Annotated in this window: 24 protein-coding genes; 10 read left to right on the forward strand and 14 right to left on the reverse strand. The window is 41.5% G+C overall.

Annotated elements, in window-relative coordinates; genetic code table 11:
- Positions 1-165: 165 nt before the first annotated feature.
- Entirely contained in the window at positions 166-411 is a 246-nt protein-coding gene (gene atpC, locus AACZ87_RS09700; protein WP_339866746.1) for an ATP synthase F1 subunit epsilon, read from the reverse strand.
- Between the two features lie 122 nt (positions 412-533).
- Positions 534-2,036: a F0F1 ATP synthase subunit beta gene (gene atpD, locus AACZ87_RS09705; RefSeq protein ID WP_283412218.1), complete on the reverse strand. Its 1,503-nt coding sequence runs from the start codon at positions 2,034-2,036 to the stop codon at positions 534-536.
- Between the two features lie 581 nt (positions 2,037-2,617).
- On the opposite strand from atpD, the gene AACZ87_RS09710 reads away from it, so the two are divergent.
- The 6 genes from AACZ87_RS09710 (at position 2,618) to AACZ87_RS09735 (ending at position 9,876) form a co-directional block, all read left to right on the forward strand.
- Positions 2,618-3,469 carry an ABC transporter substrate-binding protein gene (locus AACZ87_RS09710; RefSeq protein WP_339866748.1) on the forward strand — a complete coding sequence of 284 codons (852 nt, stop codon included), beginning with the start codon at positions 2,618-2,620 and terminating at the stop codon, positions 3,467-3,469.
- A gap of 96 nt (positions 3,470-3,565) precedes the next feature.
- On the forward strand, positions 3,566-4,624 hold the full coding sequence (locus AACZ87_RS09715; RefSeq protein ID WP_339866750.1) for an iron ABC transporter permease: 1,059 nt from the start codon (positions 3,566-3,568) through the stop codon (positions 4,622-4,624).
- On the forward strand, positions 4,624-5,427 hold the full coding sequence (locus AACZ87_RS09720; RefSeq protein WP_339866752.1) for a heme ABC transporter ATP-binding protein: 804 nt from the start codon (positions 4,624-4,626) through the stop codon (positions 5,425-5,427). The genes AACZ87_RS09715 and AACZ87_RS09720 overlap by 1 nt, the downstream gene beginning before the upstream one ends.
- A 2-nt stretch (positions 5,428-5,429) precedes the next feature.
- Positions 5,430-6,476: a ChuX/HutX family heme-like substrate-binding protein gene (locus AACZ87_RS09725; RefSeq protein WP_339866754.1), complete on the forward strand. Its 1,047-nt coding sequence runs from the start codon at positions 5,430-5,432 to the stop codon at positions 6,474-6,476.
- Between the two features lie 53 nt (positions 6,477-6,529).
- A complete protein-coding gene (locus tag AACZ87_RS09730; RefSeq protein WP_339866756.1) occupies positions 6,530-8,794 on the forward strand; it encodes a TonB-dependent receptor in 2,265 nt (754 codons plus the stop codon).
- A gap of 23 nt (positions 8,795-8,817) precedes the next feature.
- Positions 8,818-9,876, forward strand: a complete 1,059-nt coding sequence (locus tag AACZ87_RS09735) for an HmuY family protein (protein WP_339866758.1) — start codon at positions 8,818-8,820, stop codon at positions 9,874-9,876.
- 353 nt (positions 9,877-10,229) lie between these two features.
- Here AACZ87_RS09735 and AACZ87_RS09740 read toward each other — a convergent pair whose 3' ends face one another.
- Complete coding sequence (locus tag AACZ87_RS09740) at positions 10,230-10,709, reverse strand: C40 family peptidase (protein WP_339866759.1); 480 nt, start codon at positions 10,707-10,709, stop codon at positions 10,230-10,232.
- Positions 10,710-10,815: 106 nt separating this feature from the next.
- On the opposite strand from AACZ87_RS09740, the gene AACZ87_RS09745 reads away from it, so the two are divergent.
- Complete coding sequence (locus AACZ87_RS09745; protein ID WP_339866760.1) at positions 10,816-11,055, forward strand: hypothetical protein; 240 nt, start codon at positions 10,816-10,818, stop codon at positions 11,053-11,055.
- Positions 11,056-11,092: 37 nt separating this feature from the next.
- Here the strand turns inward: AACZ87_RS09745 and AACZ87_RS09750 are convergent, their stop codons facing one another.
- On the reverse strand, positions 11,093-11,863 hold the full coding sequence (locus tag AACZ87_RS09750) for a hypothetical protein (RefSeq protein WP_339866762.1): 771 nt from the start codon (positions 11,861-11,863) through the stop codon (positions 11,093-11,095).
- Between the two features lie 215 nt (positions 11,864-12,078).
- On the opposite strand from AACZ87_RS09750, the gene AACZ87_RS09755 reads away from it, so the two are divergent.
- A complete protein-coding gene (locus tag AACZ87_RS09755) occupies positions 12,079-13,065 on the forward strand; it encodes a D-alanine--D-alanine ligase (protein WP_339866764.1) in 987 nt (328 codons plus the stop codon).
- 142 nt (positions 13,066-13,207) lie between these two features.
- Here the strand turns inward: AACZ87_RS09755 and metK are convergent, their stop codons facing one another.
- Together metK and AACZ87_RS09765 are read right to left on the reverse strand one after the other, a co-directional pair.
- Positions 13,208-14,461 (reverse strand): methionine adenosyltransferase, encoded by a 1,254-nt coding sequence (gene metK, locus AACZ87_RS09760; RefSeq protein ID WP_339866766.1) that lies wholly within the window; start codon positions 14,459-14,461, stop codon positions 13,208-13,210.
- Between the two features lie 225 nt (positions 14,462-14,686).
- Positions 14,687-16,753, reverse strand: coding sequence for a helix-turn-helix domain-containing protein (locus AACZ87_RS09765; RefSeq protein ID WP_339866767.1), 2,067 nt, complete (start codon positions 16,751-16,753; stop codon positions 14,687-14,689).
- Between the two features lie 233 nt (positions 16,754-16,986).
- On the opposite strand from AACZ87_RS09765, the gene AACZ87_RS09770 reads away from it, so the two are divergent.
- A complete protein-coding gene (locus AACZ87_RS09770) occupies positions 16,987-17,544 on the forward strand; it encodes an ankyrin repeat domain-containing protein (protein ID WP_339866768.1) in 558 nt (185 codons plus the stop codon).
- Positions 17,544-18,608, forward strand: a complete 1,065-nt coding sequence (locus AACZ87_RS09775; RefSeq protein WP_339866770.1) for an acyltransferase family protein — start codon at positions 17,544-17,546, stop codon at positions 18,606-18,608. Before AACZ87_RS09770 ends, AACZ87_RS09775 begins: the two co-directional genes overlap by 1 nt.
- Before the next feature lie 34 nt (positions 18,609-18,642).
- Here the strand turns inward: AACZ87_RS09775 and AACZ87_RS09780 are convergent, their stop codons facing one another.
- The 8 genes from AACZ87_RS09780 to AACZ87_RS09815 form a co-directional block, all read right to left on the reverse strand.
- Entirely contained in the window at positions 18,643-19,218 is a 576-nt protein-coding gene (locus AACZ87_RS09780; protein WP_339866771.1) for a bifunctional precorrin-2 dehydrogenase/sirohydrochlorin ferrochelatase, read from the reverse strand.
- Between the two features lie 156 nt (positions 19,219-19,374).
- Complete coding sequence (gene cobA / locus AACZ87_RS09785; RefSeq protein ID WP_339866772.1) at positions 19,375-20,145, reverse strand: uroporphyrinogen-III C-methyltransferase; 771 nt, start codon at positions 20,143-20,145, stop codon at positions 19,375-19,377.
- Complete coding sequence (locus AACZ87_RS09790; protein WP_339866773.1) at positions 20,142-22,241, reverse strand: nitrite reductase; 2,100 nt, start codon at positions 22,239-22,241, stop codon at positions 20,142-20,144. Before AACZ87_RS09790 ends, cobA begins: the two co-directional genes overlap by 4 nt.
- 89 nt (positions 22,242-22,330) lie before the next feature.
- Entirely contained in the window at positions 22,331-23,587 is a 1,257-nt protein-coding gene (locus AACZ87_RS09795; RefSeq protein WP_339866775.1) for a GTP-binding protein, read from the reverse strand.
- A gap of 102 nt (positions 23,588-23,689) precedes the next feature.
- The gene (cysD, locus tag AACZ87_RS09800; protein WP_283412203.1) at positions 23,690-24,589 is read right to left on the reverse strand and encodes a sulfate adenylyltransferase subunit CysD; all 900 of its coding nucleotides are present in this window, start codon (positions 24,587-24,589) and stop codon (positions 23,690-23,692) included.
- Positions 24,590-24,732: 143 nt separating this feature from the next.
- Positions 24,733-25,437, reverse strand: a complete 705-nt coding sequence (locus AACZ87_RS09805) for a phosphoadenylyl-sulfate reductase (RefSeq protein ID WP_339866778.1) — start codon at positions 25,435-25,437, stop codon at positions 24,733-24,735.
- Positions 25,412-25,684: a DUF2061 domain-containing protein gene (locus AACZ87_RS09810; RefSeq protein ID WP_339866779.1), complete on the reverse strand. Its 273-nt coding sequence runs from the start codon at positions 25,682-25,684 to the stop codon at positions 25,412-25,414. The genes AACZ87_RS09805 and AACZ87_RS09810 overlap by 26 nt, the downstream gene beginning before the upstream one ends.
- A 75-nt stretch (positions 25,685-25,759) precedes the next feature.
- Positions 25,760-26,176 (reverse strand): Rrf2 family transcriptional regulator, encoded by a 417-nt coding sequence (locus AACZ87_RS09815; RefSeq protein ID WP_091692533.1) that lies wholly within the window; start codon positions 26,174-26,176, stop codon positions 25,760-25,762.
- Positions 26,177-26,187: the final 11 nt, after the last annotated feature.

Below are 26,187 nucleotides of genomic sequence, written 5' to 3' on the forward strand. Positions count from 1 at the left end.
AAGGTTGGAAAGTTGGAAGGTTGAAAACTGAGCTTCAGGCAAACAACCATACATCAAACGAGGAGCAATAATTCCTATTGAAGAGGAAATTTGACACGTTAAAGACACAAAAAAAAGGTCTCCCGTTTACACAGGAGACCTTTTCTAACTATTCGGATGAATTGCTTAAGCCACTACTTTCTCAGCCAGCAATACAATCACATTGTCTTTTACTTCTACTACTCCGCCATCCACGATCATGGATTGCTTTCCTTCAGGAGTGGTAAAGGAAACAGTTCCCTTTGCCAAAGCCGAAACGATCGGAGCGTGATTATTCAGCACCTGAAATGCTCCGTTAGCACCAGGAAAACTGGCTTCGGATACTTCACCCTGAAATACTTTTTTGTCCGGTGTGACGATTTCTAAATGCATGGAATTTTATATCGTTTGGAGACTTCTCTTTTCAAAAATATCAGCAAAAGCCTCCGGTAAATACTAAAATGCTATTGGTTTTCGGTTATCAAAACTGACAACCGAAAACCGACAACTGAGATTTATCTAACTTCTGCCATCATTTTCTCTCCCTTAGCGATTGCATCTTCGATGCTACCTACCAAGTTGAAAGCTCCCTCAGGAAGGTGATCCAACTCACCGTCCATGATCATGTTGAAGCCTTTGATGGTGTCTTTGATATCTACCAATACACCTTTCAACCCTGTAAATTGCTCTGCTACAAAGAATGGCTGTGATAAGAAACGCTGTACACGTCTCGCTCTGTGCACCACTTGCTTATCTTCTTCAGAAAGTTCTTCCATACCCAAAATCGCAATGATATCCTGCAATTCTTTGTAACGCTGAAGAATCTCTTTCACACGCTGTGCGCAATTGTAATGTTCGTCTCCAATAATGTCCGCAGACATGATTCTTGAAGAGGATTCCAAAGGATCCACAGCAGGATAAATTCCTAATTCTGCGATCTTACGCGAAAGTGAAGTCGTAGCATCCAAGTGAGCGAAAGTCGTCGCTGGAGCCGGATCAGTTAAATCATCAGCAGGTACATATACAGCCTGAACAGAAGTAATAGAACCACGCTTAGTAGAAGTAATACGCTCCTGCATAGCTCCCATTTCTGTTGCCAAAGTTGGCTGGTAACCTACTGCAGATGGCATACGTCCAAGAAGTGCAGACACTTCAGAACCTGCCTGAGTAAATCGGAAGATGTTATCGATAAAGAATAGGATATCCTTACCAGCTCCTTCGCCGTCACCATCTCTATAATATTCTGCCAAAGTCAATCCTGTCAAGGCAACTCGTGCACGTGCCCCTGGAGGCTCATTCATCTGACCGAAAACGAAGGTTGCTTTAGAGTCTTCTAGTTTTTTCAAATCAACTTTAGAAAGATCCCATCCACCTTCTTCTTCAAGGCTGTGGATGAAGTCATCACCGTAAGTAACGATGCCTGACTCGATCATTTCTCTCAATAAGTCATTTCCTTCTCTTGTTCTTTCACCTACACCTGCAAATACAGATAGACCAGCATATGCTTTCGCAATGTTGTTGATCAATTCCTGAATCAATACAGTTTTACCAACACCAGCACCACCGAACAAACCAATCTTACCACCTTTTGCATACGGCTCGATCAAGTCAATTACTTTGATACCTGTGAAAAGTACTTCTGTAGCTGTAGAAAGATCCTCAAAACGAGGAGCAGATCTGTGAATAGGAAGTCTCTTACCAACTGGTATTGCAGGCAAACCATCGATAGGTTCTCCAACCACATTGAAAAGACGGCCTTTGATGCCCTCACCTGTTGGAACAGAAATAGGTTCACCCAGATCTCTTACTTCCATGCCACGAACCATCCCTTCAGATGAGTCCATTGCAATAGTTCTCACTCGATCTTCACCCAAGTGCTGTTGAACTTCCATTACGACCACTTGGCCATTTTCTTTGGTAACTTCTACCGCGTCAAGGATGTTTGGCAGCTTACCGCCTTCAAAGGAAACGTCCACTACGGGCCCGATCACTTGAGTTATCTTTCCAATATTTGCCATTTGATAATTGAAATGTAAAAAGGATGTGCTTTTTGAATTCGACCGCAAAATTAACCAATAATGCCTAAACCCAAAGGATATTTGGGAAATTAATATTCTAAGCGGCATATTTTGATCATTCTAAGTACTCAGTCTGTCAGCGGGATCAACGGCTGAGTGAATAATTTGAACGTTCTTATATTATGTATATCTGCTTTTCTGCGAGTAAATAGGAAGAAGGAATAATGGGAAAGGTTAAAGCTATAATTAAGGCGACTTCTGTCCCCAATCTTCGGGCTTATTGCACGGTGGTAAAAGAAATTTTTTTATTGGCCTGTTTGAGGAATTTTACCTTAACCTAAAACTCAACAATTTTTGAAATAGGAAATCACCTTCCTAAGCGATCAAATTCTTAGCTTCATTAATTTTTCCCCCTGAAATATATTGATCCCAATAATTATATCTCCTCTCTCTGAACAAATTGCTTTAAAAGCACCATTAGTGTAAAACAAGAAATTTTTTAACATTTTTGTCCACCTTCTTTATTTGGAATTAATCTAATTAAGATTACATTTGTTCTTTATCTAAACTTAATCTAAATAATGTTAACACGCTATCTACCTTTTATCCTTGTAGTTTTGGCTGCATGTTCCGCTCCTTCTAAAGAGGAAGAAACAACCGCCGAGCGTAAGATCATTTCTGCTGGCGGTACCATTACAGAAGTCGTGGATGCACTAGGATATGGCGATCTTATCATCGCAACCGACATAACCTCGACTTTCCCGGCATCCATGCAGGATCTTCCTTCCATTGGGTATAGAAACCAGATCAAAGCAGAAGGGATTCTTGCGCTAGGTCCTGATTTGGTGCTTATAGAAGAAGGTTACCTCAATCCTGATGTAGTGACTCAATTGAAAGCAGCTCAAGTTAATATTGAGGTTTTCACGAAACCAACTACAGTAGAAGGCACCAAGAAATTGGTCACGGAATTGGCAACTTTCTTTGAGGAAGAGGATAAAGGAAAGGAAGTAAATGCCGCAATTGATGCTGATATAGCTGCACTGAACAGCTATTTGGAATCTGAGGAATCTAAGCCAAAAGCAATCTTCTTAATGGCCCGCGGCCCGGAGACAGTATTTATCGCCGGTGACAAAACATTTGCTTCAGAGATGTTCAAACTGGCAAAAATCGAAGGGACGGCAACTGGCTTTGACGAATTTGCTCCTATGACTCCAGAATCCTTGGTGTCTATGAATCCTGAGTATTTGGTGTTTTTCGAATCAGGAATCCAAAGTGTAGGTGGAAAAGATGGCTTGGTAGCGATACAAGGAATCGACCAAACCACAGCTTTTAAAGAAAATCAAATCGTTGCTTTAGATGGCCAATACCTTTCCGGTTTTGGACCAAGAGTGGGAAAAGCAGCATTAGAACTAGCCAAAGCCGTAAGGCAATAATTAAATAAGTATAAGATAAAGCTTAGAAAGTAAAGTTAAAATCAAGCATTGAAGCCGCTGCGGTCTCCCGTCTTCGGTCTTCCAGCCATATAAATAATGATCACCGCATTGAATCATACTAAGATCCAGAGTCAAAACCTCACCCTCCTCGGGTTTGGGTTTGTGTTGGTTTTGGTAGTGCTAGCTTCCCTTTCTTTGGGCGCCTTTAGCATACCATTTCCTCAGACGCTTGCGATCTTATTTGACCAAATCGGTATTCAACTAGGAACTTTTGAAGTGCAACAAGCCAATGTGCTTCTCCAAATCCGCATGCCTCGTGTGCTAGTGGCCATGCTAGTAGGAGGAGGGTTAGGCATTGCCGGCGCAGCATTGCAAGGCATGTTTAGAAATCCCTTGGTAGAACCAGGGTTGATCGGTGTAAGTACAGGATCCGCCTTATTTGCTGTGATTTTCATGGTATTGGTTCCTACAGTTTCCTCTTTGGCTTGGATCAAAACTCTCGGCTTGCCTCTTTTTGCATTTATTGGAGGTTTGATCTGTGTGACGGCTGTCTATCAACTGTCAAAATCCCAAGGAAGAACAGATGCTGCAACTTTGATTTTGGCGGGTGTAGCGATCAATGCATTGGCAGCAGCACTAATTGGTTTGGTGCTGTTCTTTGCAGATGATTCCGCTTTGCGAAGCTTCACTTTCTGGAGTTTAGGAGATCTGGGTGGTGCTACTTGGGCAAAAGTCCCAGTAAGCCTGATGCTTATAGGTGTTCCATCAGTTCTACTATTATTTAATTCCAGACAATTGAATGCGCTAGCGTTAGGAGAGCAAGAAGCTTTCCACATGGGTGTAAACGTGCAGCAAGTCAAAATCCGACTGCTTATTTGTAGTGCTTTGGTCGTTGGAGTTGGAGTTTCCATGGTGGGAATGATCGGTTTTGTAGGTTTGGTAGTACCGCATTTGATTAGAATTCTATTTGGTGCTGACCACAGATTGGTACTTCCGGGATCTTTCCTACTAGGAGCAATACTTATGAATTTTGCCGATCTCATTGCAAGAGTGATCGTAATTCCTGCCGAAATGCCTATCGGTGTAATCACTGCCCTGATCGGCGCACCCTTCTTTATCTGGCTTATTTTCAACCTGAATAAAACTAAAAACTGATGCTTCAAGCCTCACAAGTACATTTTTGTATTCGCCAAAGACCCATCGTGGATGAGGTTAGTTTGGAATTGAATCCAGGGGAAATTCTAGCAGTACTAGGTCCAAATGGAGCTGGGAAATCCACTTTTTTCAAAATCCTCTCCGGAGAGATCAAATGCAAGCATGGTGCTGTGGGCTACAATGGTCACGATATTCATAAACTCAAAGCCCGTGATTTGGCTGCGGTGAGAGCTGTAATGCCTCAGCATACGCAAGTTAATTTTCCATTTACCGTGCAGGAAGTAGTGGAGCTTGGGCTGATCAGCACCAAAGTAAACCAACCAGCAAAACTCATTCAGGAGGTTTTGGAAGCTACCAATACTTCCCACCTGAAGGATCAGGTTTTCAATCACCTTTCCGGCGGAGAAAAGCAGCGTGTGCAACTAGCAAGAGTACTCGTACAAATCTGGGAGACAAAGCCTTTTCCAAGGTATTTGCTCCTTGACGAACCAACTTCCAGCTTGGATATTGCGCAGCAACATGCAGTATTGAAAATCCTTCAAACGTTGAAATCAAGAAATATAGGAATCTTGGTAATACTTCATGAGCTGAACCTTGCGGCTCAATACGCAGATAAAATTGCCTTGTTGAAAAACGGCATGATCGCAAAAGCAGGAACGGTAAAAGAAGTACTTGAGGAAGAAATCCTAGAATACGTCTTTGATCACCCGATTCAATTAATTCAAAACCCTGTCACTGGCGGACTGCTCATATCCGCAACTGCACAGGCACATACATCCATACCCACATTTAAACAAGCGTAATAATGGAAACTATTCAAGAATCCGCACAATCCCTCAAGCAAGCATGGGAGAACCTGAAAGAATCTGAGCCTCAACTTAGAATCCGTGATGCTGCTGCCAAACTTGGTGTGACTGAAGCACAACTTTTAGCCACCGGAATTGGCGCAAACGTGATTCGTCTGACTGACAATTTTACCGAGCAATTGGAAGAATTCCCAAAACTAGGCCGCGTGATGTCATTGACAAGAAGCGAAGGCTGTGTATTGGAGCACAAGGGACCCTTTCAGAAAATTGAAATGCATGCTGCCGGACCGCACAAGATCGCTACCGTGATCGGCCCAATCGAGCAAAGAGTGTTTTTTGCAGGTTGGAAATTTGGTTTTGCAGTGACTACCGAGACTCCTCGTGGCACTATGAAAAGTTTGCAATACTTCGACAAAGCTGGTGAAGCTGTAATGAAAGTCTATTTGCAGGAGAAATCAAATCCAGAAGCTTACGAGGAATTGGTAAAAAACAATACCGCTGCTGACCAATCTGCAGAGCTAGAGCTTGAAGCTTTTCCTGCTCCAGAATATGTGTCTAGAGAAGAATTGGACTTCGAAGGATTCTCCAAGGACTGGGAAACGATGAAGGATACGCATGATTTCTTTGGGATGCTTCGCAAATACAAGCTGAACAGACAAGATGCTGTGAAGTGGATTGACGACAAATGGGCGTATGAAGTGGACAGACTTTCTGCACGTAAAATCGTAGAAACTGCCGCTGAGACCAAACTCCCTATCATGATTTTCGCTGGGAATAAAGGCAACATCCAAATCCACCAAGGTAAGGTGCAGACCATTCGCCAGATGGGTGATTGGCTCAATGTACTTGACCCGGATTTCAACATGCACTTGAATGAAAATGTAGTGGATAAAGCTTATGTCGTCCATAAAAACACGGAAGATGGGTTGGTATCTGCTGTTGAGCTTTTCGATAAAGAAGGCGAAATGGTCGCTCAGTTCTTCGGATTGAGAAAGCCGGGACTTCCTCAGAAACCAGAGTGGAAAGCTTTGGTAGATAGCCTTTAATAAAAATTTCGGCGCGAGATAAAGCTCTCGCCTTCTCAAAAATTTTTATGTATATGCATAGATTTGATCTAAATAAACACTTCATCGTTTTCTCTTTGCTATTCCTGGCTATGCCAATTATAGCACAAGCTCAAGCTGTGTTGCAAGGAAAAGTGGTGGATTCCCATGGCAATGCGGTGTCTCACGCTACGATCTGGTTGGCAGATCTTAAGGGAGAAGTAGCCGACGAACAGGGTGAATTCTCACTTGGCCAATTGCCATCAGAAGGGAAACTCAAAATTTCAGCGGTGGGATTTGAGACGATCTGGGCAACTTGGCCGGCGGGAAAAACTACAGAAACATTCGTAATGACTTCCTCGACTTCAGATTTGGAAACGGTTGTGGTCACAGGGAATTTCGAGCCTCAATCTGCTAGGCAGTCTGTCTATCAGGTGCGAACAATAGGTTCTGAAGTGATTAAAAACCGTGCTCCAAGTAATATTCAGGAGGTTTTGAATACTGAGTTGGGAATCCGTTTTTCTCAAGACAACGCGCTTGGTTCAAGCAATATGGAGCTTCTCGGAATGTCTGGACAAAACGTAAAAATCCTGATCGATGGTATTCCGATGGTTGGTCGTCAAGGTACCTCTAATGAGATCAACATCAACCAAATCGACATCAACCGCATTGAGCGAGTGGAGATCGTCGAAGGACCAATGTCAGTAGTCTATGGCGCTGATGCCTTGGCAGGGGTGATTAATATCATTACCAAATCGGATAATGCTGAAAAATTTGATCTCAAAGCCAGAGTACAGGAGGAAACCGTCGGAAATGAATACAGCCCTTTTGATGGAAAAGGCACTCATATAAGAAGTGTGACTGGAAGTTACCGCTTGAAAAACTGGGACTTTGGAGCTTCATTTTCTCAGAACAACTTCGGAGGTTGGAAGGGCGAAGAAACAGGCAGAGAATACGAATGGCTTCCCAAAGATCAGAATTTCCTAAACCTCAAAGCAGGTTGGGGTAATCAATCTTTAAACCTAGAATATCAACTGGACTTTTTGGATGAAACAGTTTTTGCTTACGGGCCTGATGCCCGCTTGGAGGTACTGGATCAGGAATTTATCACCAGCCGCTGGATGCATAGACTCAGCGGAAGATGGGATTCCAATTCCACCTTTGGACTGACTTGGCAGGGAGCATTTACAGATTACACTAGAGACAGTGAAACTTGGGTGAGCAATGTAAGAACAGGAGAGCATTACCAATCACAAGCACCTGGAGCTAATACAAAGATAGATTATAAGGGCTTTAGCTGGAGAATGATTGGCGATTGGAAGCTTTCGCAAAAATTCAAATTGCAGCCTGGCATCGACTTGAATACCGAAACTGGCTCAGGTGAAAGAATTGAAAAAAATGAAGGCATCCAGGATTATGCGGTATTCCTGTCAGGAGAATGGTCGCCTTTATCTTCTCTAAAAATCAAACCCGGTTTACGCAAAAGCTGGAATTCAGCTTATGAAGCTCCAGAATTGATTCCTTCCGTAAACACTAAGTTTGCGCTGAATGAAAATCTTGATCTGAGATTGGCCTACTCCAATGGTTTCAGAGCACCATCGATCCGTGAATTGTATTTCAACTTCTTTGACGCAAGTCACAGCATCACGGGTAATCCGGACCTGAAAGCAGAAACCTCAAATAGTTTTAACGGCTCACTGGACTGGAAAGCGCAACTGAAGCCAGAATGGAGAATTTCTACTGTCTTAGGAGCTTTCTACAATGATGTGAAAGACCGCATCGCATATGGTCAGGATCCCAGCAATATCCAGGTCACCACCCTTTTCAATGTAGAGCGCTACAAAACCGCTGGTTTTACCCTGAACCATACGGAAAGCTTCAAGAATCTTTCGGCAAATGTAGGTTTCTCCTATATCGGCAGGTACAATCTGCTTTCTGAGGGACAAACGATAGTTCCAGAAATGAGCTGGACTCCAGAGGTCAATACAAACCTGACTTATCAGATTTTGCACTGGAGAACCACAGCAACACTTTTCTACAAATACACAGGAGCACTTCCTGGCTATGAAACTGTGACTGATTCAGAAGGAAGTCCCACTGCCAGAGAAATCATGCTGGACGGGTACCACTGGATGGATATTTCCTTCAAAAAGGATTTTGGAAAGCATCTCTCTGTAAATGCCGGAGCCAGAAACATCCTAGACGTAAAACAAATCAGTAGCACTTCCGAAGGTGGAGATGCCCATGGAGGTGGAACCCAAAGACCCGTAGGCTATGGAAGATCTTATTTCCTTGGCCTCACCTATCAATTAAATAAATAACTATTCCCCCAAATTTAAACACAATGCAACAGTATCGTTTTCTAACTCTTACAGCCTTAATGGCTGGCGTGACACTTTTCTCATCCTGCAGTGATGACGATCCAGAGCCAGTAGTAGTACCGCCTACAGAATCAGGAATCATCGAAGTAGATGGTGGTGGAGCAGAATATCCAAATACAGCTTATATCCAGTTCCGAACTGGTACACAGACTGCGGTAGCAAGGGAATCTTGGGACTTGGCATTTGCCACAGGTTCTGAATTCAAAGTTCTGATCAACGGAACTACTGGAGCCATGGCCATGGCTACTGGCGAGACTGATATCAATGCTGTTTCCGCTGCAGATATGAGTGCAGCAGATTCGGCTGCAATAACATATTCTGTTCCTAATGCTGTTGCGATTGAACATGTGGATGATGTTTCTAACCCTCTCACAGCACCAGTCATTGAAGCTATCAGCTCCACTGAAGCAAACAATGAAGTTTATATCCTTAATAGAGGATCTAGTTCAGCAACTGAAAGAACATGGAAAAAAATCAGAATAATCAGAAACGGTGAAGGTTATACTTTACAACATGCAGATGCAGATGCTACTACTTTTACATCTGTAGATATTGCAAAGGATAGCGATTTGAACTTTGTTTATTTCAGCTTTGAAGATGGTATTGTAGATGTAGAACCTGGCAAAACAGCATGGGATATAGCTTGGACAGCAAGTATATCATCCACAAATTTTGGTGGAGGCGCTATCCCATATTTCTATCAGGATCTGGTTTATCATAATATCTACGGAGGTTCAGCAGCTGCAGAAGTGCTTGAAGAAGATATCGCCTACGAAAACTTTACTGAGCAAGATGCAGAGTCTTTGACTTTCAATACGACAAATAGATTGACTATTGGTTCAAGCTGGAGATATACTGGTGGACCTCCTCCATCTGACCCGCCACATGCTTTTGACACTATCTACTATGTGGTAAAAGACTCAGAAGGAAACATTTACAAAGTTAGATTCCTTTCTTTGACCAAAGACGGGGAAAGAGGCAAGCCGAGCTTAGAGTTTGAACTTGTATCAGAAGATCTATAAACTATTAGGTTCAATTATTTCGGAAAGGCCAGGGATAGCAAAAGCTGTTCTTGGTTTTTTTATGCCATATATTTTACCGCAAAGAGGTCGCGGAGGTTTGCGCGGAGTGCACAATTTTATATACTGTCCTACGTCTGGAGAAGCTGGATCTAAAAGCGTGTGTAAACTGGATTCAACGTTGATTTTTTAGCCACAAAGAGCACCAAGAAATAGCGAAGTCGAATGCTGCGCTGTTGCGCAGCCGAGTGAAAATTCTAAATGCCAAAATCAAAAGGGTTTGATCTGCAATATAAAGTTCAATTACAGTTTGCGTCCTCTGCGGAAAACTCTGGGCCCTTAGCGGTTAAAACCACTCAATCCAGTATCCGTCGTGCGAATAAAAATGCCTTTGACCAGTAATTATTACTCAGATAATCTTCCGAAACACCTAGGGAAGATGAGGAATGAATAAAGCGTACATCTCCACGTGATGTTTCAGTCACTATTCCAGAGTGTGTGACTTGTTTTCTTCTTTTTCCCGTAGCAAAAAACAGCACATCCCCAGGCTTGATTTCATTTGTTCGAATGCTTTTGCCCATTTTACTTTGATCCGTTGAGATTCTGGGCATCGTAATTCCCACAGAATAAAACGAATGATAAACCAAAGCTGAGCAATCCATTCCAGCACGAGTGGTTCCACCATAACGATAAGGTGTTCCTGTATAACTTCTAGCTGTCTGAATTACAGTATTGAATGGTTCAGAGGCAGCTTTCCTTTTGGAAGCACAGGATGTAGCGAGCATCAATCCCAAGACAAGAAAAAAAGCAGAAAAACGGAATTGTTTGCGCAGCATAGTGGTTTTTGTTCTCTCAAGTATAAGACGAAGCCAATCAGGAATCAACCTTTTTTTAGCTAAAAGGGGATTCTATTCGTTAACTTAACGACAGTATCCGAAGAATATGAGTAAAGAAGAATTCACCAACCTTCCTTTTCACAAAAAAATAAATACCCTTTATACTGAGGGTACATTTGTGGTGGGCATACGCTATTATAAGCACAAGGTGAATTTGTATCTGCTGGAGAATGAATACGTGGAAGTTTTCTATAATCACAAACAGGATAAAATCGATAAGATTGACTTTTTGCCACGCGACCACACTCGCATGAAGTTCTATCTGGATCAGATCAGGATTGAATAAGAGTTGAGCTTTTATTAATTAAATAGATCAAACTCTATCATTCTGCCCACTCAGGAATATACTCTTTGAAAGCCAATATCAATTTACCTTCGATAGGCTCCCTTCGTACAATACCCTCTATGCTTATGCTTTCATACATATCCAATTTAAGTTCAACTTCCACTACCAATAATTTTTTATCTTCTCCAGATTCGTCTTTATAGAAACCTTCTTGCTGCCGTGTCACTCTAAAATAGTTATCCTTAGGGGCTTCAAACTTCCCTTCATGGAAGAAGGGGTTATATAAACTTGATTCATATGAAAAAGGATTGCCAGGTGAAGCATAATAAACTTTGATAAAATCAGGCACCGCTCCATAATCATCTCTGGCATAATCGAAATCCACCACGTTGACTTTCTTCTCTCCTACACTGAGAATCTCTTTGACTTTCTGGTAAGAGTAAATTTCTTCATAAACTGCCTTTGAATTAAACCTTTCATCAGCCACTTCAGACCATTTGATTTCTGGGAGTCTCAATGAAATTTTAAACCCACGAGTTATGTCATATAAGAACATATAATGTGTGGCAACATTGCCTTGATAGACTACTCCGTTTGGATCAGCATCTGTCCTAAAACTAAAAAAAATTGGTTCACTGTCTGCCTCGTATTCTGATGGAAAACTGACCGTTTGACCGTCTGGCAAATTGCCCTCAAATCCGACAGTTGCAAGTAACAATTGAGGTTCAGGATCATCAGAAGATTCACAACCAAAGAATATGAGTCCACTAAAAAAACAGATGAAATAATAAAGCTTTGAGATTTTCATAGATGTTGGGTTTAAAGTCAGATGAATTTACAACTAAACTATATACGTTGCCAAATAATAAAACGCTGCTATAGCACTCGTCAAAATTTTATTATACCGCAAAGATTTGTACAGTAATTTATTTTAACCCTTAAAATAAAGAGCACAACTTTTATTTATTTGTTTCTCCCTTCCCCAAAAATTGAAGTAATTCGCATTGTTAAGTTAAAGACCCTATGAAGAGAAGAATTGCCCTGGTGACAGGTGGATATACCGGAGAATCTGTCATTTCTCTAAAAAGTGCTGCCGTGGTGGAAAAAACCATTGACCGCAATCTTTACGACGTTTACAAAATCCTGATTTATCCCGGAGATTGGCATTTTTTTTCTGCCTCAGGAGAAAAAATCCCAGTGGACTTGAACGACTTCAGTATAAGAATCGGTGATGACAAAATCACCTTTGACGGAGTGTTCAACATTCTTCATGGCTCACCGGGAGAAGATGGCAAGCTAGCGGGCTATTTCGATATGATTGGGCTTCCTTACACCACTTGTGATCAGCTAAGTTCGGCCATTACGATGAATAAGGGGTATACAAAAGCCATCGTAGATGATATCGAAGAACTGCACATTGCTAAATCACTTCAGCTTTTTGAAAACTCTGCTAAAAACCTAAAGCGGGTACAAGATGAACTGACTTTGCCTCTTTTTATCAAACCAAATAATGGAGGAAGTTCTATCGGTATGAGTAAAGTAAAAACCTGGGAAGAATTGCCTGAAGCTTTGGGAAAAGCTTTTGCCGAAGATAAGCAGGTGCTGGTAGAAGAGTTTGTCTCAGGGCGGGAGTTTTCTATTGGCTGCTATAAAGGTAAAGGAGAAATCACTGTTCTTCCTGCAACGGAGATTGTAAGCAGCAAAGAATTCTTCGATTATGAAGCCAAATACGTGGCAGGAGTGACAGAAGAAATCACCCCAGGAAGAATGTCTGATGAAGAAGTTGCCCGTGTAAATCGGATAATTGCTAAGATCTATGAAAAGTTAAACTGCAAAGGTGCGATCCGAGTAGATTACTTCCTTCAAAATGAAACAGGCAAATTTTACTTTATCGAAGTAAACACTGTTCCAGGACAAACTGAAACCAGTTTGATTTCACAGCAAGTGAAAGCTATAGGAATGGAAGTGAAGGAATTCTATACTGAGTTGATTGAGGAGATGTTTATTTAAGACATAAGTATTTAGACATAAGTAGCTAGACATAAGTACCTAGATTGACACTTCCTCGCATCTCAGAATCTTGTATTGAGAATTCTAAAAAACTTGCTACTAAAAATAAAGGCTTCCGATTTAAAACCGGAAGCCTTTATTTTTATAGTCCAAATGCAAATTTAATCTTATCCACGTAATCAAGCTTTTCCCAAGTGAATAACTCCACATCGAGCTTTATCTCATCTCTATATGGAGATACAAACACCTTGGTTACCACTTCATTTTTTCTACCCATGTGGCCATAAGCAGCCGTTTCTTCATAGATAGGATTTCTCAGTTTCAATCGTTGCTCGATAGCATACGGACGCATATCAAAGATTTCTTCAATTTTCTTCGCAATAGCTCCATCATGCATATCGACTTTGGCCGTTCCGTAGGTATTAATATAAATACCCATTGGCTTGGCAACTCCAATCGCATATGAAACCTGCACCAACACTTCATCTGCAATACCAGCAGCAACCATGTTTTTTGCAATATGCCTAGTAGCATAAGCTGCAGAACGGTCAACTTTTGAAGGATCTTTTCCAGAGAAAGCTCCTCCACCGTGTGCACCTTTGCCACCGTAAGTATCTACGATGATCTTTCTTCCAGTCAAACCTGTGTCACCATGCGGTCCACCTATTACAAACTTACCGGTAGGATTGATGTGATATTTTATTTCTGAAGTGAAAAGCTTTTGGATTTCCGGTTTCAGCTTAGCAATTACCCTTGGGATCAAAATATTGATGATATCGGATTTGATCTTTGCGAGCATTTTGCCTTCCTCATCAAAATCATCATGTTGAGTAGAAACTACTATTGCTTCTATACGCTGGGGCACATTATCGTCAGAATATTCTATAGTAACCTGAGCCTTGGAGTCAGGACGGATATACGTGATCTCCTTATTTTCTCTTCTCAAATCTGCCAATTCACGAAGGATCATATGCGATAGATCCAAAGCCAAAGGCATGTAGTTTTCAGTTTCATTGGTGGCATAACCAAACATCATTCCCTGATCACCTGCTCCTTGTTCTTCCGGACTCTGGCGAACTACACCTTGATTTATCTCTGAAGATTGCTCATGAATAGCTGAAAGTACTCCACAGGAATTCCCTTCAAACATGTACTCACTCTTTGTGTAACCGATTCTGTTAATCACATCACGGGCGATTTTCTGCACGTCAAGGTAAATGTCAGAATTCACCTCTCCAGCTAGGAACACCTGACCTGTCGTCACAAGAGTTTCACAGGCTACTTTGGAATTTGGGTCGAAGGCTAAAAAATTGTCAATTAACGCGTCAGAGATTTGATCTGCGATTTTATCTGGATGCCCCTCAGAAACAGACTCTGAGGTAAATAGATATGCCATAAATATAAGTTGGTAATGCGTTATTTAAAGGAAGCCCAAAAATACGGGAACTGGAGGAAATAAAAAACTGGAAGTCTAACAATACCGGGAATTTGAGAATCTGCCCGTATGTGACTATTGGCAGACCTATTTCATTCAAGACTCCAATCATCCTTCCTCGAACTTCCAACCACAAAAGCAATTAAGTTTACTGACTTCGGATAATCATAAAATTTATTCCCAATGCTATAACAGTTCCTCTTCCTCCAGCTGCAATCGGATTTTACTATTGTTATCCCAGAACTTTTTATCGATTTCAGCCCAGATTCTTTTGAATTCCGGGTTGTGTTTAAACTTATCTATGATTGGATCTTCGGGAAGAAATAAAACTACCCAGAACAGGATATTATCTTCTTTTTCAAAAAGCTTCAGATACTCAAGTGCTTTATCAAATTCCTCCATATAAGCATAGTACATCGACAGTCCCAAAGTCCTATAAATAGTTTGATCTCCTTCAATATATTCTTTATAACTCTGTATGAACTCACCGCCTTTTTCGGGAAGTCCTACTTTTTCATAAGTAATGCCGATAATCATGTTTTCATGTACATAGACATCAAGCTTTTGTTGTTCCCGAATTCGATCTAATCGCTCGTAATAAAAGTAGGCAGAATCATATTCCCGTAGGTAATAGCTGACTTTTCCCAAATCCTGCAGGATATCAATTCTCGATGTGTCTTTAGCAAACTCCGCTTTCAACTGATTTCGGGTGTCGTGTAGATCTTTGGTTTTGGCATAGCTTACAAATGCTCTTACATAGCCTGCAAATGCATTATCGGGAAAATATGCCTGAGAACGATCAAGATATTCCAGCGATTCGTCTACGAAACCTGCTTGAATCAGACCATTCCCCAGTTCCAAATAACGGTAGCTTGCGGATGCAGAATCCATTGAAGCAATGTCCAAACGCAAACCTTTTATCGCGTATTCCAGGTATTTCCCGGTATTTGGCATGTAAACGCCATAATAACTTGCCAGTAAAATAAGTAGTTGGGCAGAATTCGGATTGTACTCCAATCCTTTTTCCAGATATGGAAGAGCTTTGCTAAAATCCTTTTTCAGCATGTAATAAAGTGCTTTGGCTCTTAAACTCTCATCCAAGGTAGGATCATAAAGTATTGCCTGATCTGCATTGACCGCCATCTCTTCCAGATAAACTTTTTCTTCCCGAAAGACATCATGATAATACATCGCCACAGCAGTGTATGCATATGCCAAAGCGAAAGTTTTATCCTCATTGATGGCTTCCTTGAAATAATCTAATGAAGAAAGAAGATTGTCATCTCCGCCTTCATTTAAGAGATTCAAACCTTTCAGGAAAAAATCGTAGGCTTGCAGGTTTTCTGTGGGAACTTTCTCAATCCGATTTCGCTCTTCAGGCGTGATGATCACTTGGATTTTCTCGGCAATATCCTTTGATATTTCCTGCTGGAGGGCAAAAATGTCGCTCACTTCTCGCCTATATTGCTTGCTCCAAAGATGCTTGTCACTAGCTCCATCGATCAGCTGAATATTCAGCACGATGCTCTCACCAATCTTTTGTCCACTTCCTTCGATTAGGAAGCTGACTTGAAGTTCTTCGGAAATCTCAGGAATGGACTTAGTACTTTCCCTGTATTTCTCAGATGAAGTACGGCTAAGTACACGCAGATCTTTGATTTTTTGGAGATTGTTCAGCGTGGCATCCATCAGGCCATTGATGAGATAGACATTGCTCGAGTCTGCACTATCATTTTTGAAAGGCAATACAGCAATTGATTTTTCCTTTGCGACTTGCTCGCCAAAAATCTCAGAATTAAATGTCCACCAAATCGCAGCCAAAAGTACCAACCCAATGGCAGCCAAAATCCAATAAAAGCCCTTAGATAATTTTGATTTCGAGTCCTCTTCTTTAGGGACTACAGGGTCAATAACGACATGCTTATTTGCCTCTCCCGGAGGAAAACCATAGTACTCACGAAAGCATTTAATAAAATACGAAGGACTATTGAATCCAACTTGGTGGGAAACTTCCGAAACGTTAAGGGTTGAATTTCGAAGCATCTCCATAGCTCGTTCCAACCTGATTTGGTTGATTAACTGACTTACGGAAATGTTAACTGCCTTTTTGACCCTCCTGAGCAGATTAGATCGGCTCATGTTCATAGCCTCGGCTAACTCAGCTACTCCAAAATCCTCCTCTGCGATATGTGATTCTACTATCGCAATTAGCTGATTCAAGAATTCTTTGTCCTGTGGAGAGCTCGTGACCATACAGTAAAACTAGAGGAAAATCCTAAGAATAAACATTGACTCGTAACATTGGACATTCATTTTTTCAAGGTTCAAATACCGACTAGAATGCTGTTTTGCATCATAATTTATATCGATGCACCATAATTTATATCGGTTTACTGATCTCTTATGGATTTGTGAGCAAGGCTATTTAGTACTGCGCAGGCCTTTGATTTTACTTTGTCACAAATAAAAATCAAATAAAAACATCTATGAAAACACCTATTTCAATTTATCGACTAGTTGCACCTGCACTCCTTGTTACACTATTTATAATGGCTTCCTGCGCTTCTTCTACAGAGAAAAAAGCAGACGCGCCTCAAGTAGATCTGCAGACTGCAGTAATAACCAATAACCTTGAAGCGATCAAGGGGCATATAGCTGCCGGCAGTGATTTGAATGAAAAAGATCCATTTGGTGGGTCGAGTCCTTTGATCACAGCAGCTGTATTTGGGAAGCCTGAAGCGGCCAAACTTCTAATTGAAGGAGGAGCAGACATCAACTTCCAAAACAACGATGGGTCTACAGCACTAATTTCAGCGGCGTTTTTTGGCAGGCCAGAAATCGTCCAAATGCTTTTGGAAAAAGGTGCGGACAAAACCATCAAAAACAAATACAACACCACTGCGCTGGATAATGTGTCTGCTCCATTTGCTGCTGTAAAGGATGTGTATGATGTGATGGGCAATTCTCTAGAACCTATGGGTCTAAAACTGGACTATGCATATCTAGAGAAAATTCGTCCGGAAATTGCCAAAATGCTCCAGTAATGCAGGAAGAATTTCAGCCTACTTCAGCTAGGAGATATGATATTGATTGGATTCGAGTGATAGCAATCGGCTTGCTTTTGATATATCATATTTCCATTGGCTTTCAGTCTTGGGGCAGAATGATAGGATTCATCACATCCCCAGAAGCCTTAGACAAACTATGGATTGCCATGTCTCTTCTGAATGTGTGGAGAATTCCTTTACTATTCTTTGTCTCAGGCATGGGGGTTTATTTCGCCATGCGAAAGCGTAGCTGGAAGCAATTGATCGGAGAGCGAACCTATAGGATTTTGCTTCCTTATGTATTTGGAATGTTTGCGATAGTTCCGTTGCATATTTTGATATTCAGCTACTATTATGATATGTCTCTGAACTACGTCTGGGCACCTGGCCACCTGTGGTTTTTAGGTAATATCTTTTGTTATGTCATAGTATTATCACCACTTCTGTTTTACCTAAAGCAAAATGAATCAGGAAAGCTAGCCAGATGGATCAAAAAAATGCTCAGTAATCCTTTAGGGTTGCTGCTCGTATTGGCAGCATTCATTGGAGAAGTCTTGCTAATTAAGCCGGTTCCATTTGAATTATATGCCATGACTTGGCATGGGTTCTTTATTGGCATTCTGGCTTTCTTCTTTGGATTTTGCTTTGTGCTCAGTGGAGAGCCTTTCTGGAAGATGATCAGAAGATGGCGTTGGATCTTTGTGGCACTTGCGTTGGGATTGTATCTCTTCCGAATGCTTGAATTCGGTCCCCTAACTCCGGTATATTTACTGGCAACAGAATCACTTTGTTGGATTCTGACAGTATTTGCGTTTGGAAGCATGTATCTGAACCATCCTGGAAAAGCCTTGGCTTACCTCAGCCAAGCTGCTTACCCAGTATACATTCTGCACATGGTTTTCTTGTACTTGGGTTCAGTTTTGATATTCCCTTTACCGCTTCCCACGATAGCCCAGTTTGTCCTTGTATTTAGTTTTACTCTATTCGGCTGCTTTGGCACGTATGAACTGATCAGGAGGTTGAAGTTTCTTAGGCCTCTGTTTGGCTTAAAAATTAATTAAAAAATGGGCTCTGATTAATCTCAGAGCCCATTTTTTAATTTTTCTTTACCAACCCCTCAGTAATTTCATTCATTGCTTTCACTTTGTATTCGAAATCCCCTTTGAGAGTTTCACGGTAAGCATTTAAATTATTAAGCAAATCATCCAATTCCTCCGGAAGTACCTCTTCCAACAGTTGTCGAAGTCGCTTAGCTGCTGTCGGGGATTTGCCGTTGGTACTTATTGCTATTTTCAAGTTTCCTTTAGTAACGATTCCTCCCAAATAGAAATCACATAATTCCGGAGTATCAGCCACATTCACCAACAAAAAGCGTTCTTTCGCTTCGTCACGTATCTGCCGATTGACTGGTTTATCATCAGTGGCGGCAATTACGATATGCTTCCCGCCAAGATATTTCTCATGGTAAACATCCTCTATCAAAGTCACAGAATCAGTAGTCGAAGCTAGATCAAGGAAGGACTGCGAAAATTCTCTAGAAACTGCAGTCACCTGAGCATTGGGACTTGATTTTAAGAGAAATTCCAACTTTTCCGTACCCACATTTCCTCCACCTATCAAGAGAACGTTGAGCTCGTGAACTTTAAGAAATATGGGGTAAAGGTGGTTCATGGGGTTTGAGATTAGAAATTTCAAATTTGAGATTTGCTGAACTTCAATATTCAGAATTTATCATTCGATGTTCGAAATTAAGTGATTATGCCAGAATGTCCAGATGTCAAAAATCTGAAGAGATTTCTTGCTTCACATCAAAATGACCTAACCACCTCAAAGGTTGTACTTCACTGCTTCGCGGTACACTTCCGCCAATTTCATGCTTTCACGAACAACATCACCGATTATAATTATGGCAGGAGCTTCAACATTATTTTCGGCAGCTTTTTGCTCAATGTCACCAATGTATCCAGCAGTGATCTTCTCATCTCTTGTGGTACCACTTTGTATAATGGCAATTGGTAAATCAGCCTTACCAAACTTCCTATAAACCTGAGAAATCTCAGCTAATTTTCTAGTACCCATCAGCACTACAACAGTTGCTGTAGATTGAGCCGCGAGTGCCAAATCTTTGGAAAGCTCTCCTGCTGAAGTGGTCCCGGTAACGACCCAAAAGCTTTCTGAAACACCTCTTTTCGTCACCGGAATTCCCGCTGAAGCTGGAACAGCAATCGCCGAGGTAATCCCAGGAATTAACTCCGTAGGGATACCAAATGCCTCTATATATTCAATTTCTTCTGATCCGCGTCCGAAAACAAATGGATCTCCACCTTTCAGACGAACCACATGCCCATGCTTTTTAGCTAAGCTGACGCAAAATTGATTCGTGTCCTCCTGAGGATGTGAATGCTTACCAACTCGTTTCCCAACAAATATTTTAAGAGCTGTCTTAGGCGCATGATCAAGCAATACTGGATCTATCAACGCATCATATAACACCACATCGGCTTTATTTAGTGCCAAAACAGCCTTTAGGGTGATCAACTCAGGATCACCAGGGCCAGCGCCGACCAGCGTTACTTTCGGTTGAATTATATTTTTCATGCAGTCACCTCTTCCTCACGGTAGCTTTTCAGCAATCCGTAAATTTCCAATGCCTGAGCAGCATAAGCATTTGCAAATTCTTCAGTTGGCTCATTCTGATTGATCTGGTAGATTTTCTCTGCGAAAGTACCTCCCAAGTTGATTTTACCAGATTCCACAAATACCTCATCAAATTGCTTGATGATATTCGCATAAGAATTGGTACTCACACTTTCACTCAGCAAGATCGCTTTCGCAGCATTGATCAAGCCTGCGTAATGATGGTAAATACTATCAGACCAGCGACCTTCTTCCAGGCATTTTTGAGCGATATCTATTTTCTCTTTCGCTTCCAAAAGTAAAGTAGCAACCAAGTCAAGCACCACACCGGCACATTCACCCACACCCACTGCAATTTTATATTCTTCAGTATTTCCCCAGTCCACATAATCAGCTGGAGTCACCGTAGATGCATCACCTAGTTCTTTCAATAATTCATAGAAATAGATCTGACCTTTCTCGTCATAATAGCTCAAGAAATCCTGCCCATTTGCGTTTGTTTCAAAATCATCCAGTAAGATTCTCAATGCCTGAGGACCTCTTTTACTAGGAATTTTTGTCACTTTATCTGCAAAACGTCCATTTCCATCACCCATATTTCCACCTCCAAGCAGTACTTGAAGCGCAGGAATTACAACTTTTCCAGATTTCATGGACATGCCCTGAAAACCTATATGAGCCATATTATGCTGGCCACAGGCATTCATACAGCCTGAGATCTTAATCACCAAATCTTGATTTTTCAGGTATTGAGGATATTCAGCAAGTATTATTTTTTCCAATTCTGCAGCAATACCAGTTGAGCTAGCAATGCCAAGATTACAAGTATCTGTACCTGGGCAAGCAGTAATATCACCCAAAGAATTATAGCCAGCAGAAGCCAAACCGATTTCCTTCAGCTCTTTGTAGAAATATGGAATCAAATCCTCACGAACATCACGGATCAGGAAGTTTTGACGAAGAGTAAATCGTACCTCAGCACTTGCGTATTTCTCTACCAAATCAGCCAGTTTTCTTGCCTGATCTGTGTAGAAATCCCCAAGAGGAACTCTAACGCCGACAGATACAAAGCCTTTTTGCTTTTGAGGCAAAATATTGGTGAGTTTGAAATGCTCGAAAGCCAAGCCTAGCTCTTCCTCTACAGTCGCAGCAGGAGCTTCAGGTAGCGTTTGCGCATTGTCATATGCTTCAAAAGCTATAGGATAAAACTTGAATGGAAGTGCCTTTTTTTCATTTTCCACCAATTCCAAGAATGCTTCAACACCCATGTCTTTGATCAAAAACTTCATTCTGGCTTTCATTCTTTTTGCCCGCTCTCCGTGGCGATCAAAGATTCTGATCACCGCCTCAGCAAAAGGAATAATCTGATCTGCTTCTACAAACTCAGAAAACACATCAGCATGACGTGGCTGAGATCCGAGACCGCCACCAAGCATCACTTTAAATCCGCGTACTTCCTGCCCATCGATCACTTTCACTTTTGGGATGAAGCCCAAATCGTGCAGGTAACTCAATCCAGTATCTTCATCAGAAGAGGAAAAGGAAATTTTGAATTTTCTACCCATTTCCTGAGAAATCGGATTTCTTAAAAAGTATTTAAAAACAGCATCTGCATAAGGCGTTACATCAAAAGGCTCATTTGGATCGATTCCGGCTGTTTCCGAAGCAGTGACATTTCTGACCGTGTTTCCACATGCCTCACGAATAGTCACATCATCCCGCTCCAATTCAGCCCAAAGTTCAGGCGTACGATCCAAACTCACGTAGTGAATTTGAATGTCTTGTCGAGTGGTGATGTGTAAACGTCCAGTAGAATATTCATCGGATACTTTGCAGATTCTTCGCAATTGATTCGAAGAAACACGACCGTACGGGAGTTTAATCCGGATCATTTGCACACCAGGCTGACGCTGTCCATAGACACCTCGAGCTAGGCGAAGGCTACGGAATTTTTCCTCGTCAATATTACCTTCTTTGAAAAGGGCAATTTTCTTTTCAAGGTCGATGATATCTTGTTCTACTATATGATTTTCAAGTTCTGTTCTAAAACTTTGCATGGCTTACTAGGTTTAATGGTTTGGGATTGAATGAAGTAGGATTCCTATTGGAGCCTAATTTTTCAATATTTCAATCTTCCAATTTTCAATCATTCAATGAATCCTACCGAAACGGTATCGTATTCTGCTTCATCGATAAGGATGAAGCTTCCATTTGATTTATTTGACTTATAGGTGTCAAAATGAATCGGCTTATTTAGGCGGAAATGAACCCGCCCGATGTCATTCAACTTTAGTGAATGTGCATCTTCTCCCCCAGAGAAATCGGTGTGAATCCTGGATTCTATCTGGTCTACTTTCGCCATCACACGGTTCACTCCGTGTTGCAAAATGTATTTTTTGCCTACTGTTAGGGCCTTATTATTTACTTGGCAAATCGTAGCTGTAATTTGCTTTTCGCTACGTGGAACTGCTGAGCTTTTCACCAACATATCTCCTCGGCTCAAATCAACTTCATCTTCCAATGTTACTGCAATAGAGCTACCTGGAGCTGCTTCCTGAATCTCTTGATCGAAATAGTGAATGCTTTTGATTTTGGAAGTATTGAGGGAAGGTAAAAGCGTTACTTCATCACCCACTTTCAGATTTCCTCCATAAAGCATTCCCGAAAAACCTCTGAAGTCATGCCAAGCCTCAGTCTTTGGTCGAATGACATATTGCACCGGAAATCTAGCAACGGAACTTGGCTCCAAATCTGCTGGCTCCAATACTTCCAGATGATCTAAAAGTGTGTTTCCCACATACCACGGCATCTCTTCTGACTTTCTGGCGATATTTTCACCTTTCAAAGCAGAAACTGGGATAAACGTAATTTGATCTTCTGTAAAATCAGACTTGGCAACCAAGGCATCAAAGTCCGCTTTGATCTTTAGGTACACTTCCTCGTCATAATCCACCAAATCCATCTTATTTACAGCTACCACCACATGACTGATGCGAAGCAAATTGGCAATAAAGAAGTGACGGTAAGTCTGCTCAATCACACCTTTTCTTGCATCGATCAGGATAATCGCTACCTGAGAGGTAGAAGCTCCCGTCACCATGTTTCTGGTGTATTCCACGTGACCAGGAGTATCTGCTACGATGAAGTTGGTCTTAGCTGTATTGAAATAAATATGAGCTACATCAATCGTAATACCCTGCTCCCGCTCAGCGACCAATCCGTCGGTAGCCAAAGAGAAATCCAGGTAATCGTATCCTCGCTGCTTGGAGCTGCGCTCGATTGCTTCGATTTTATCTGTAGTCAATGATTTAGTATCGTATAGTAATCGTCCGATCAGCGTACTCTTGCCATCATCGACAGAACCAGCAGTAGCGATTTTTATAAGTTTTCTATTTTCAGACATGTTTTTCAGTTGTTAGTAATTAGTAAATCAGTCCATGGTCCACAGACCACAGTCGATAGCCGAGTCTACTTGGTACTTTGTACTTGAGACTTTATACTTTTTCTAAAAGTATCCGACTTTCTTCCTCGTCTCCATAGCTGCTTCGGATCGCTTATCATCGATTCTGGCACCCCGCTCGGAGATGGAAGAGTCTCTGATTTCACCGACAACATCATCCAGCGACACAGCTTCTGAAAGTACTGCGGCAGTACAGGTCATGTCACCTACAGTTCTGAATCGCACCATTTTCACCATCACTTCTTCGTGGTCCTCTCTGAATACATGCTCATTGGCAGTCCAAATCAATCCATCACGAAGGAATACCTCACGCTCATGCGCAAAGTAGATCGATGGAATCTCAATATTTTCAGTTTTGATATATTCCCAAACGTCCAGTTCCGTCCAATTGGAAATCGGGAAACAACGTACGTTCTGCCCATTATGGATTTTCCCATTTAGCATATCAAAAAGCTCCGGACGTTGATTTTTCTCATCCCACTGACCAAAGTCATCTCTTACTGAGAATACTCTTTCTTTTGCTCTTGCTTTTTCCTCATCTCTTCTCGCTCCACCAATGCAAGCATCAAACTTGAATTCCTCGATGGCATCCAAAAGCGTGGTAGTCTGAAGTGAATTTCTACTGGAATATCTGCCACGCTCTTCACGAACTTTCCCCTGATCGATAGCATCCTGCACATTTCTGACAATCAGCTCCAAACCAAGTTCTTCCACCAATCTATCCCGGAATTCTATGGTCTCAGGAAAATTGTGCCCCGTATCCACGTGCAATAAAGGAAAAGGGATTTTCGCAGGATAAAATGCCTTTTGGGCCAGTCTCACTAGCGTAATAGAGTCTTTTCCTCCGGAAAAAAGTAAAACCGGACGCTCAAACTGAGCCGCCACCTCACGGATGATGTGGATCGATTCTGCTTCCTTTGGATTAGGTATTAATAGGTTGTTCATTTCCTTACTATTTATGTCTTCTGATTGACTTCATTATTCGCTATTCGATGTTCACCATTCTTAATTTATCTTTTAATGTCGAATGAAAAACGCTGAATTATGAATGCTGAAGTTCTAATGTCTTGTATCTAAAATCTTGAGTCTTACTTAGCATGCAAGCCACACTCTTTTTTCGAGTCTTCCCACCACCAGCGGCCTGCTCGGGCGTCTTCACCTTCCATAATCGCGCGAGTACAAGGAGCACAGCCAATGCTGATAAAGCCTTTATCATGCAGTGGATTATATGGAACATTCTTTTCGTCTATATAAGTGATCATCTGATCAAAAGTCCAATCCAATAAAGGATTGTACTTAATGATCTGATTGGCTTCATCCCATTCGATGCGCTTCATATCGCTGCGATTGGCAGACTGCTCAGCTCGAAGTCCAGTTACCCAAACTTCATTTCCTGCCAACGCCCTTCTCAGCGGCTCCACCTTGCGAACAAAACAGCAAGACTTTCTATTTTCTACCGAATCATAAAACCCGTTGATCCCTATTTCACTTACCAAATTCTCCACAGAAGAAGTATTTGGATAGTACACTTTTATATTTTGCTTGTATTTGGCTTCTGTTCTGGCAAGCAAGTCTAGGGTCTCTGGAAACAAACGTCCCGTATCCAAAGAAAAGATTTGGATTGGAATATTTCCATTGGCGATCAACTGTGTGATCACCTGATCTTCCTGACCCAAAGAAGTGGAAAAAGTTACTTTCCCAGGAAATAAATCCGCGATTAGCGCCAATCCCTCCTGTGCACTCAGTTGCTCCAACTGAGCTTCTAACTCATGCAAATTCTTTCTTTGTGTCATTGATTTCTGCTTTTGGAGTGCTTTCCCATGCTCTCTCGTGGAAATAATACAGGATGATCTTGGAGAAAACTTCAACAGACCCAATTGATATAGCCATTACCAGTTCGCCTGTCACGAAGTAGGAAATGATCATGGTATCAATGGTCCCGACAATTCTCCAAGAGATAGACTTAAGCAAGCTCTTGGCGTTGCTGTCCCTTCCGGACTTGCTAGTGAATAGCTTTTTGAGTGGCTGGTCTAAAATCATACAGGTTTATTACGAGAGTAAAGCACAAAAGTATATAAACCCTATAAAATATATAGGGTTTATGATAAAAAAATTTTATTCTTCTTTCAATATATCTTCTAAGGTCTTGTTTTCCAGTATTTTGAGTGTTTCGTCACGAACTTGGATCATCACCCGATTTATCCCGCAAACAGCTTCATTTTTACACTCATCACAGGGTTCGTAGTAGTTTAAACTCACACATGGAAGCAAGGCAATAGGTCCATCCAGCAAGCGAATCACTCGGGAAAGCGGGATATCTTTTGGTTCCTTGATCAGGTAGTATCCTCCGCCTTTTCCTTTTTTACTCCCCAGCATCCCCGCTTTTTTGAGCTCCAAAAGGATATTCTCCAAAAACTTATGGGAAATCCCATGCTCTTCAGCAATCTCTTGGATCAGAACGGTCTTCTCATCTTTGTGTCTTCCAAGATAAGTCAGAGCATGAAGGGCGTATTTGGTCTTTTTCGAAAGCATTGACAAAAATA

It is taken from the genome of uncultured Algoriphagus sp., from assembly GCF_963974365.1.
Lineage (GTDB): Bacteria > Bacteroidota > Bacteroidia > Cytophagales > Cyclobacteriaceae > Algoriphagus.